The 11,218-nt window shown below is 46.3% G+C and carries 8 protein-coding genes and 1 other RNA gene; 8 read left to right on the forward strand and 1 reads right to left on the reverse strand.

Translation table 11 applies throughout. The features are described 5' to 3' along the window. A partial coding sequence (locus ACLR2L_RS14890; RefSeq protein WP_413369151.1) for an NAD(P)-dependent oxidoreductase occupies window positions 1-817 on the forward strand: 817 nt, incomplete at its 5' end. Between the two features lie 67 nt (window positions 818-884). After that, window positions 885-981, forward strand: an RNA gene (gene ffs, locus ACLR2L_RS14895) — signal recognition particle sRNA small type. A 27-nt stretch (window positions 982-1,008) separates the two neighbouring features. Here ffs and ACLR2L_RS14900 read toward each other — a convergent pair. Beyond that, on the reverse strand, window positions 1,009-1,281 hold the full coding sequence (locus ACLR2L_RS14900; RefSeq protein WP_140956034.1) for a late competence development ComFB family protein: 273 nt from the start codon (window positions 1,279-1,281) through the stop codon (window positions 1,009-1,011). Window positions 1,282-1,753: 472 nt separating this feature from the next. Between ACLR2L_RS14900 and ACLR2L_RS14905 the strand changes: the two genes are divergently transcribed. From ACLR2L_RS14905 to ACLR2L_RS14930, 6 genes are all read left to right on the forward strand, one after another. Then, window positions 1,754-4,690, forward strand: a complete 2,937-nt coding sequence (locus tag ACLR2L_RS14905; RefSeq protein WP_413369153.1) for a TonB-dependent receptor domain-containing protein — start codon at window positions 1,754-1,756, stop codon at window positions 4,688-4,690. A 346-nt stretch (window positions 4,691-5,036) separates the two neighbouring features. Continuing rightward, window positions 5,037-7,871 (forward strand): TonB-dependent receptor, encoded by a 2,835-nt coding sequence (locus ACLR2L_RS14910; protein ID WP_413369155.1) that lies wholly within the window; start codon window positions 5,037-5,039, stop codon window positions 7,869-7,871. Between the two features lie 134 nt (window positions 7,872-8,005). After that, window positions 8,006-9,073 carry a prolyl hydroxylase family protein gene (locus ACLR2L_RS14915; protein WP_413369157.1) on the forward strand — a complete coding sequence of 356 codons (1,068 nt, stop codon included), beginning with the start codon at window positions 8,006-8,008 and terminating at the stop codon, window positions 9,071-9,073. 2 nt (window positions 9,074-9,075) lie between these two features. After that, complete coding sequence (locus ACLR2L_RS14920) at window positions 9,076-9,333, forward strand: hypothetical protein (protein WP_413369159.1); 258 nt, start codon at window positions 9,076-9,078, stop codon at window positions 9,331-9,333. 52 nt (window positions 9,334-9,385) lie between these two features. Beyond that, complete coding sequence (locus tag ACLR2L_RS14925; protein ID WP_413369161.1) at window positions 9,386-10,345, forward strand: aspartyl/asparaginyl beta-hydroxylase domain-containing protein; 960 nt, start codon at window positions 9,386-9,388, stop codon at window positions 10,343-10,345. A 6-nt stretch (window positions 10,346-10,351) separates the two neighbouring features. After that, window positions 10,352-11,218, forward strand: an 867-nt coding sequence (locus ACLR2L_RS14930; protein ID WP_413369163.1) for a tetratricopeptide repeat protein, incomplete at its 3' end; no start/stop codon positions are given.

Raw genomic sequence — 11,218 nt, forward strand, 5'->3', positions numbered from 1 at the left:
GGTGATCATTGGTGACCCACGTAAAGTGAAAACGGATGACATGATGCGCGCGATGGGACGCTTTGTAGAAAGTCTGAACGGCCGATACATTACCGCGGAAGACTCTGGCATCAGCGTGGAGAATCTGCAGGTAATGGCTACACAGTCATCGCACATTGCAGGGACATCTGCTCAGTATAACGCCCTGGGGGAAGCCCCTACCGGGAACCCTGCGCCATCAACGGCATACGGCGTGTTTGTTGGATTAAAAGCCACGGTACAACACGTACTGAAAAGTGACTTGCGCGGCGTAAAAGTTGCCATTCAGGGGATGGGGCATGTGGGATACCGACTGGCGAAGCAGTTACATGCTGAAGGGGCGCAATTGTATGTAGCTGATATCTATCCGGAAGGCCTTGCGCGCGCTCAGGAAGAACTGGGAGCAACCATTGTAGCGCCCGAAGAAATCCTGTCGCTGCCGGTAGACGTTATCGCACCTTGCGCCATGGGCTCCTCCATAAATGATGAGTCGTTACCCGATATTCGTGCAAAAATCATTGCGGGTGCAGCAAACAATCAGTTGGCCCGTGAATCACTTGGCACAGCATTAAAAGAAAAGGGCATAGTGTACGCGCCTGACTATGTGATTAACGCCGGCGGGATTATTGATATATATCATCAGAAACTGGATGATTCGTCTGACGATGCTATGCGCGCTCATATTGCCAAGATTGGCGATACGCTGGTAGAGATATACCAACGCGCAGAAGCGGAGAATCGCGCAACTAATCTGGTTGCAAATCAAATCGCGGAAGAACGTTTTACAACTCAGGGTTGAACTTTGCGACACAAGTCGTCATAATGCGCCGCGCTCCTGGAAAGGAGCGCAGTTTTCTATGGTGGACTCTTGGTCCTCTCGCAATGATACTCTGTGAACCCGGTCAGGCCTGGAAGGGAGCAGCCGCAGCAGACGACTCATGTGCCGGGATGTGGCTGGGAGTCTGCCACCCAAATCCCTCACACTTCAGGTTATCTTTCTTTACGGGAAACCTGGTCTAAAAATTTAATCGCCTTCTCAACCGCATATTCAACGTTCATTTCCATTTGCTGACGTTCGCTTTGCGGTAAATAAAACGCCATGTCTACTTCGTAACGAATGTAGCGCGGCGGCACCTGATTCAACGCAAGACAACATAAATCGGCAAGGTAATCTGCCGTTTTAGTTTGATCGAGTCCTAAATGCGAAATACGATCCAATACCAGATGTTCGTAATAATTATGAATGTCGTCATCTAACTTCACGGAATATTCCTTATTGTTATGTCCACTTCATTTATAGCTTGTCTGATTGGGATGTCGAGTACAAGTGCACAAAATTTATTAAATGAATGTGAAAAACTGATGAAATTGACAGCGAAACAGGCCTAAAAAAGCGGCAATTGAAAAGGTTTATTAAAGATGCGACAAATCGTCTCGAAATCAGGCTAAATGAAACCAACCATATTCAGCTGGTTATTATTTCTACTCTTATGTTGTCATGGTGTTGTCTTTTTGTTTTATTTTTGTATTCTTCATTCTCGCCAGTAGATTAATTCATTCTAATCAGTTGTTTAAATTGTATAATTTACACAATCTTTTCATCCTATAAATTGAACTAAAGTCTATTTAGCTATTACCATTCTCCCGGGGATTTCCCACTTCAACTCTAAAATATCGTTTACAAAACGAATCGATTACGACGAAGTTAGCACTTCAGTGGTCCAGGGAGACAAGCATGATAAAAATGAAAAGAAGCCTTACTGCACTAGCAGTTGCGGCAACGCTGGGAATGGCAATGCCCGTTCTGGCGGCAAACACAAACGGGTTCATTACTGGTAACGCAGTAACAAGCCAAGGTTCGGTATTAACAGGCGCCACGGTGACAATCGAAAACGTGGATACTGGATTGGTTCGTACGGTTACTACCGGGGAAAACGGCGTATTCCGTTTCCCATTACTACCACCTGGTACGTATAAGGTTACTGCTGAAAAGGCGGGTTTCCAAACCACTATTCAGGATGAAATCACAGTAGGTATCAGTGGCAAAACCAATATTGATATCACATTACTGGAAGACAACGTTGAACGCATTTCTGTTGTCGGAACAACGGTAGCCATGGTTGACGTTACCAGCAGCAGTACAGGTATTGTAGTTGACGCGTTAACACTGGACAAAGTGCCCGTACCACGCGATTTTACTGGTGTAGCGTTACTTGCTCCGGGCACAACTAAAGGCGACTCTGCGTTTGGCGATTTGCCGTCAATTGGTGGCGCTTCTGTTGCGGAAAACGCTTACTACGTGAATGGTTTGAACCTGACGAACTTCCGTACTGGTGTGGGTTCATCAAACCCGCCATTTGAAATGTTTGAATCGTTCGAAGTAAAAACCGGTGGATATTCTGCTGAGTTTGGCCGTGTGACTGGTGGTGTAATTAACGCCAAAACCAAGTCTGGTTCAAACGAATTTAAATGGGGCGTGAACGCCATTTACGAACCGGATGCGCTGCGCGAAGACAAGCCAAGTACCAAACAAGGTGATGGCTTACGCATAAATAATACCGACGACCAAAATGATTATTGGGATGTGAACCTATGGGCCAGCGGTGCAGCTATTGAAGACGAACTGTTTTTCTATGTGCTGTACAACCCGCGCTCAGATGTATTTAAATATTCAGGCAACACCCTGGGTGATACCACTTATAAATACAAAGATGAAGACGACGACGCGTTTTGGGGCGTAAAACTCGATTGGTACATCAACGACTCTAACATTCTGGAATTTACCGGTTTCTCTGATGAAAGTGATCAGGTTAACTATTCTTACCGTTACGAGAGCGGTGTGTACAATCCTGATGCGGATGCAGTTGGTCTTACTCAGGAAGGCGGTAAAAACTATACCGTAAAATACACCAGTATCCTTACAGACGACTTTTCGGTATCTGCCCAATGGGGTCTGAACAAAGCTAATCGTTCAGTAACCAGCGCACTTGATGTTAACCCTGCTGTTTATGAGTACTCGTATGCCAATCAGTTGTATACCGTAGTGGGTAACTGGGCAAACTTTACTTATGGTGAAGGGAACGACGAACGTGAAGTGTTGCGATTGGATGCGGACTGGTATCTGGGTGACCACGAACTGCGCTTTGGTGTGGATTTTGAAAAGTTAACAGCAGTACAAACTACTATTAACTCTGGTGGCGCGTATTACCTTATCTACATTGACGATGTAACTGATCCCGCAAATCCAACGCCAACTGAAGTTCGTCGACGGACTTACTCTTCTGGTGGGGCTTTTGAATCTGAAAACCTCGCATTCTACATTCAGGACCAGTGGCAAGTAACCGATAATCTGGTATTGAACCTGGGATTGCGCAATGACTCGTTTGAGAATTTCAACGGTGCAGGCGATTCGTTCATTAAGCTGGATAACCTGTGGGCGCCTCGTGTTGGTTTCGTTTACGACGTAAATGGCGACGGTGAATCTAAAGTCTGGGGTAGTTTTGGCCGTTACTATCTGCCTATTGCCGCGAATACCAATATCCGCTTGTCGGGTGCAGAAACCTACATCCACGAATTCCGCGCCTGGACTGGTTATGCTGATGAGTCTTTAGACATTCCTAACTTCGATGGCGCGCAAACACGCGAAACGATTATTTACTCAGATGGCGATGTTCCGTCTCCAGATGAAATCGTGGATGCCGATATTGATCCAATGTACTCAGATGAGTTTATTGCTGGTTATCAGTTGCAACTTACCGATGATTGGAGCGTAGCAATTCAGGGTACCTACCGTGAACTGGCAACTACCATTGAAGACGTTGCTATCGATTATGGTTTCAACCAGTATCTGGAGCGTGAATATGGCGAATCCTGTACTGAATGTACTGGCTTCCATTACTACGTTCTGACTAACCCTGGTACGGCTATTACCATCACGACTGATCCGGATGGAGATGGTCCGTTAGCACTGGATACCTATACAATTCCTGCCGATGATTTAGGTTATCCTGAGTCTATTCGTAAGTATGCGGCCATTGACCTGACATTCCAGAAAGCCTGGGATGGTGAGTGGTTATTAAATGCGGCATACACCTGGTCGCACAGCTGGGGTAACAACGAAGGTTATGTCCGCTCAGACAACGGTCAGGATGATGCAGGTTTAACTACCTTATTCGACCAACCAGGGTTATTGGATGGTGCCTACGGTAACCTGCCCAATGATCGCCGCCATATGGTGAAAATCTTTGGTTCATACCAGGTTGCAGATGGTTTGCTAATCGGCGCCAATTTACAGTGGCAAAGTGGTCGTCCTATCAACGCGTTTGGTTATCACCCAACCGACGAATTCGCTCGTGAGTACGGTTCAGAATCGTTCTATGCACAGGGTGAACTGGTACCACGCGGTTCACTGGGAACCACACCAAGCAACTGGTCGTTGGACCTGACCGCAAGTTACAGCATGGACCTGGGCGATGATTACGATCTGACACTGCGTGCAGATGTGTTCAACGTATTTAACAATGACACGGTGACCGAAGTGTATGAGATTTACGATGACGAAAGTTCGGATCACGCTTTGGGAGTGATGCCTACAATGGATAGCTTCTATGGTCAGCCAACAAACTGGCAAACACCAAGATACTTCCGATTTAGTGCAAGCCTGAGATATTAATTAGTCGAAGCCTCTGATTTCAGGGGCTTTAATTTCATCACCTTTACGTAAAGGTTATGAAATTAAAGGTAAAATTGTTTAAAGGTGCTGGGTCAAGTGCGTTGGTCTGGTTAAAATAGCAACATCAATTTAGTGAATTTTTATTAACACACTGTAAGGATAACTTTACGATAAGAATTTTTTATTAGCAATTCTCCGGAACTTTTCGGAATACAAGCCTCTATGAGTGTTGACCCCTTTGGCGCTATCTGGTTATTATCGTGGCTGACGCATTGCGTCTCGTCTATAAAAAGTCGTGTTTAATCGACATACATAACAAGTAAATAGTGGTCCAGGGAGACAATACATGTTTACAAACTCTAAACTGGCTAAGTCAGTAAAGCTGGCCTGTGCTTTCGGTGCTGCTTCTGCTGCATTGGTAGCGCCAAACGCTGCGTTTTCTCAAGAAGCTGAAGCTGATGCGCCGATTGAGAAAATCTCCGTTACAGGTTCTCGTATCAAACGTACAGAAATCGAGGGTGCAAACCCAGTATCCGTCATGGAAGCAGTAGATATCGAAAAATTCGGTATTACTTCAATCGGTGACGTTCTTCAGGCAATTCCTTCTGCCGGTTCTGCAATCAACACCAACAACAACAACGGTGGTGATGGTACTACTACTATCAACATTCGTGGTATCGGTTCTGGCCGTACACTGGTATTGGTTAACGGTAAGCGCTGGGTTCCAGGTCTGGGTGGTGCGGTTGACTTAAACAACATCCCTGCAAGCATCATCGACCGCATCGAAGTACTGAAAGACGGTGCATCTGCGGTATACGGTTCTGACGCGATCGCGGGCGTTGTCAACATTATTACCCGTACTGATTTCGAAGGTTTCCACGCAAGTGCATACCAAGGTCAGTACTTAAGCTACAACGACGGTAACAAAGAACAATACGACGTAGGTTTCGGTTTCACTGGCGATCGCGGCAGTGTTTACATGAACGTAAGCTACGTTGAAGAAGAGCAAACACTGGCAGGTGATCGTGCGATCTCTGCAGTACCAACTTTTGGTACAGCGCCTACTTACGGCGGTTCTTCTGCTCCACCACAAGGCCGTTTCTATTACTACGGTTACGACCAGGCGGGTGACTTCTGGGGTGTTAACGGTCAGGGCGATGGCAATGGCGGTATTAATAGCTGGGTTGAACCAGACAGCCGTTTCAACTTTGCACCATTTAACTACCTGTCAACACCACAGGAACGTACTGCAGTTTACACACAGGCACGTTACGAGCTGACTGACAACATTACTGCTACTGCAACAGCGTTCTACAACAACCGTAAATCCGCTCAGGCACTTGCACCTACTCCCCTGTTCATCGGTACAGCGTTTGGTGATGAAGGTTTCACACTGGCAGCTAACAACCCTTACAACCCAACTGGTTTAGACATCAGTACAGATGCAAGCGTTTATGAAAATGCCGATGGCAGCTTCAACCAGGACGCTGCGGTTATGTATCTGTTTGGTCGTCGTATGATGGAAGCGGGCTATCGTATTTTTGCTCAGAACGTTGACCAATTCCAGTTCAATGGTGGCTTCGAAGGTATCTTTGAAATTGGCGGCTCAGAGTTCTACTGGGACGTTGGTTACACCTATGCAGACATCGCTCAGAACGAAATTACTGAAGGTCTGCTGAACATGGACCGTGTAGCGAAAGCGATCGGTGATGTTGACGTATGTAACTCTTCAAGCGATGGTTGTGTGCCGTTAGATCTTTTCGGTGGCTCTACTGGCCTTTACGAAGGCTCGATCACGCAGGAAATGCTTGATTACATTACCTTCACAGCACAGGATGCAGCGGGTACAACACTTGAAAGCTATCAGGCAAACGTTACTGGTGACCTGTTTGAATTACCAGCTGGTTACCTGGCATTCGCTGCTGGTTACGAAAAACGCTGGCAGTCTGGTTACGACCAGCCAGATGCGCTGATTGCTGCGGGTATTACTTCTGGTAACTCTCGTCAGGCTACTTCTGGTTCATTCAGCGTAGAAGAAGCGTATTTAGAATTAGCTGTTCCAGTATTAGAAGGTCTGCCATTAGTTGAGCGTTTAGATCTTGAACTGGCTACCCGTTACTCTGACTACAGTAACTTCGGTGACACGACAAACTCTAAAGTGGGTGTGAAGTGGCAGGTAACCGAAGACCTGTTGTTACGTGGTACCTGGTCTGAAGCATTCCGTGCACCTTCAATCGTTGAATTGTTCCGTGGACAGGCTGATAGCTTCTCGCCATTGACTGACCCATGTAATGGTGGTGGTTCAGCGAACCCAACGTTGCCAGGTTGTGCGGGTATTCCTACTGGTTATCAACAGCCTAATACTCAGATTCGTATTACCGTTGGTGGTAACCCTGAGCTGTTGGCTGAAGAAGCTGAAAGTACTACAATTGGTTTCGTGTACAGCCCAGAGTTTATCGAAGGCCTGTCTTTAACATTCGATATGTTTGATATCGAAGTTGAGAATGCTGTATCTTCAGTTGGTGCGCAAACTATTCTGAATGCGTGTGCTGCCGATGGCAGAACCCTGTGTTCGTTAATCCAGCGTGGTCCATCAGGTAACGTTGTTGACCTGTACAACGGTCTGGTAAACCTGGGTGGTCAAACTACTTCTGGTTTCGACTGGGAAATCGCGTATAACTTCGAAACTTCTGTAGGTGATTTCCGCCTGCAAATGGATGGTACTTACGTTGACGAGCGTACTACGCTGGTAATCGACCCGGTAACTAAAGAAGTAACTAAGTTTAACGATGCTGGTCAGGCTGGCGACCGTGACGTTGTGCCACGCGTACGTACTAACCTGTCTGCAATCTGGAACTACGAAGACTTCTCAGCAACATACTTGATCCGTTACATCGGTAACACTACTGAAGCATGTTCAATCGGTGGTGGTTACGACGACGATCTGTGTTCTGATTACAACCCAGATGGCGGCAGCACAAACGAACTGGAAGCAATGGCTTACCACGACGCTTCTTTCAGCTACCACTTTAATGACAACCTGCGCTTTACTGTAGGTGTTAACAACGTGTGGGATACTGATCCAGAAGTATCGTACAGCACATTCGCTAACAGCTTCGACCCATCAATGTACGAAGTACCTGGACGCTTTGGTTACGCTCGCGTAAACATGAGCTTCTAAGAATTAGCTAAACATGTTAAAAAAGCCTCTGTAAAGAGGCTTTTTTTTTGCCAAAACATAGTTAATACAAGTTCATGAACCCACAAGAATCTTTTAATTGGGCGCTTCAGGCATTACGAGGACCAGAGCGGTCAATGGCTATAGCAACCCTCAGCAAGCTTGCAGAGCAGCGTCATGTGCCCGCCACATTTGCATATGCTGATGCGTTGCTTGACGACAGTCCTTCAGCGTCATATGAATACCTTACTGACAAATTTCTGCAGGGATTGATTGGGGCAGCCTATCGCGCAGTGTTGAATAAAGTATTCTTCAGCGCTGATGCCCCCGACAGTGCAGATATTGCCTGGCTCAATGCCGAGGCTAATAAGGCTAATATTGAGGCGTTGCTGGTATTACTGATGATGTCGGAGAACACCGACTATTACAATTACTATGTAAATCAGCTTTGGACGATATCCCCTGATACTGCCACTCAGCTTAACTTGCCGCGTTCTGTCGCAAAACAGTCTGAGGTAGGAGAGGTCGCTTTTCCAGAAATCGTAAATAACTACAATAAAAACAGGGTATTGAAACCTACACTGGAAATGAAGGATGTCGGTATTGCTTTGTATCAAAATGTGTTCAGCCCTATGATATGCAGGCATTTTGTACTAAAGTTTAATCCTCACATGCAGCCGTCGTTAATATTCGACCCGATTTCGGGCGAAGGTAAACCAAATTCAGTGCGAACCAGTACGTATTTGCAGGTGAGTGGTGCACATATTGATTGGTTTTCTCTTGAAGTGGAGAAACGTCTTGCCAGCTTGTCGGGCTTGCCCGCATCGCAGGGCGAACCGTTAAGTGTGCTGAAGTATGAGCAATATCAGCAGTACAAGCCGCATTACGACGCCTTTGTGGGTAACGATGCTGCTTTACATGAAATGCAAAAGGATGGCGGTCAGCGAATTAAAACGCAGATATGCTATTTACAGCCAGCCGAGGAAGGAGGCGAAACCGCCTTTTTGCGTAAAGGCTTGACGGTAAATCCGCCTGCTGGCAGTGTACTGATGTTTGACAACGTTGATGACGATCTCAATGTATTAACTGCGTCATATCATGCGGGAATGCCGGTAGTAAAAGGAACAAAATGGATTATGACCAAATGGATAAGGGCGGAAACAACGCACTATGGTCACAGTATTTACACTCTAAAGAGGAAATAACAATGAAAGGAAAGTTGGCAGTAATAGGCATGGTTAGCCTTGTCATGATGGGCTGTAATTCGACAGATTCAGTTACTACTGCTCAGGCAGACACTAACGCTGAAGAACATGACGGCGTAGTGTGTAAGCTTGAAAAACGGGTGGGTTCTAATATGATGACGAAAGTTTGTCGTACCGCCGAAGAGCGAGAAGCAGAACGTGAAGCCGCAAATGAAGCGATGACGCGTTACGGCCGTACTCGTATGACTACCGAGAATTAACGCTTTACCGTTTTTTGTATAAGAGGTGCAACATGCACCTCTTTTGTTATCTATGAATGAATTACTTTTAAACATTGAAAAAGCCCTGGCTGTATCTGATTTTGATTCTGCCTTAAATTATTATGCCGCACTGCACAGCAGTAACCCTGCGTTTTTCAGGCAACGGCCATTCCAAAATAACAATCACCGTACGCACGTGCAAAACGCGGCGAATCTGGCGCGTCGAGACCTCTATACCCGGATTCAGCCTTTTGGCACTTGCTCTGGCAGACTGAATGCTGCAATAGAAAACCTGGTGGGGCTAAAGCCATTAGCGTTGCCTGAGCTGCAACGTCCTTCGTATTTTTACGTACCTTGTTTACGCGACAGCGCATTTTATGATGAATCAGAGTTCAAAGGGTTTGCCAGCATTAAGGAACAGGTATCATCGCTGCTCACCGACTACGCAAACACAAATCACCAGTTAGGCAGTCAAAATTACCTTGATGATTTTGCCAATCTTCCTGACACGGAACAGTGGCAGGCGCTGAACCAGAATAAGTGGATGTCTACCACCCTTATTAAGGGCGGTAACTATATGCCCTTAGACGATGAGCGGCTTGTGCGTATACGAGAACTCGTTGCTCAGAACGATTTGGCCACTTGTCCGCCACATGCGCCAGAGATGTTTATTTCGGTACTTAAACCAGACGCCTATATACCACCGCATTTTGGTTTATCTAATGTGAAGGTTACTGCACACCTTCCACTAAAAGTGAATAAAAACGCATGGTTGGAAGTTAAAGGCGAAAGACGGGACTGGGCAAACCGGGATTACCTGATTTTTGACGATTCGCTTCTGCACAGCGCGGGTAACCCGCATATAGAGGAGCGGGCTGTATTAATATTTGATCTATGGCATCCGGATTTGACCTCAGAAGAGCGTATTGCCATATCAGCACTGATTGCGTCGCAGCAGCAGTGGCATAAAAGCTATGGTATGCTGGCAAATGTCGATAGAGGAACGTATTAATTCACTGTGAATCAACATCTTTTTCAAACGTTATATCAGCAAAAGCAATATGGTCAGTTAATTGTTGCTTTCGAGTCACCGCAAAACAGCCTGCGAGCCGACCCTCTGGTCACTTCGTTGTATTTAAACGCGTTGCGCCATCAGGGGTTAGTTGAAAAAGCACAAAAAGGCTATGAACGCTTGTACAAGAAGTCGTCGCACCTGGCTTTTGTGGTTAACGGTTATGGTAACTTACTTATTGCACTGAATCAGTTTTCCCAGGCGATTAGCGTATTTAAAAATGGTCTAAGCCGAATTGGCCCTCAGTATGAGTTTTATTTTAATGCTGCCCGGGCAATGCAACGATCATCGCAGTTTGTTCAGGCTCAGCAATATTACACTCAGGCTTTGCAACTGAATCCTAACGCATTTGAGGCGCGGGTGAGTATTGCCGAGTGTGTTGCAAGCAGAGGTTTGTTACAGCAAAGTTATGAAATCGCCGCACAGCTATTACCCTATGCACCACAGCATCCCCGATTGCTACAGCACACCAGTATGGTGTGCCGTCGACTTCACAAATACAGCGACGCAGTGAGTTTAGATAAACGCCGTACTCAGTTGTATCCTCAGGATTTGGGCGCATGGCGGAACCTTGGCGGAAGTCTTGCGCTTGCGGGCAATGCCGAAGAGGCCTTGAGTGCGTACGAAAGGGCTTTAGCATTGGCGGGGCCAAACAGTGAACTGCATATCGAACTGGCAAATTGGCTGTGGTTCAGTGGCGATGACCATCCATTCAGATATTTTAAACAAGCCATAGCATCGCAGCCCCAAAATTTGTCTTTCTGGTTGGCATTCATCCATTTGTTGACCAAATGCAACGACTGGCACCAGGCA

The organism is Alteromonas sp. AMM-1, assembly GCF_047290655.1.
Classification (GTDB): Bacteria; Pseudomonadota; Gammaproteobacteria; order Enterobacterales; family Alteromonadaceae; genus Alteromonas; species Alteromonas mangrovi.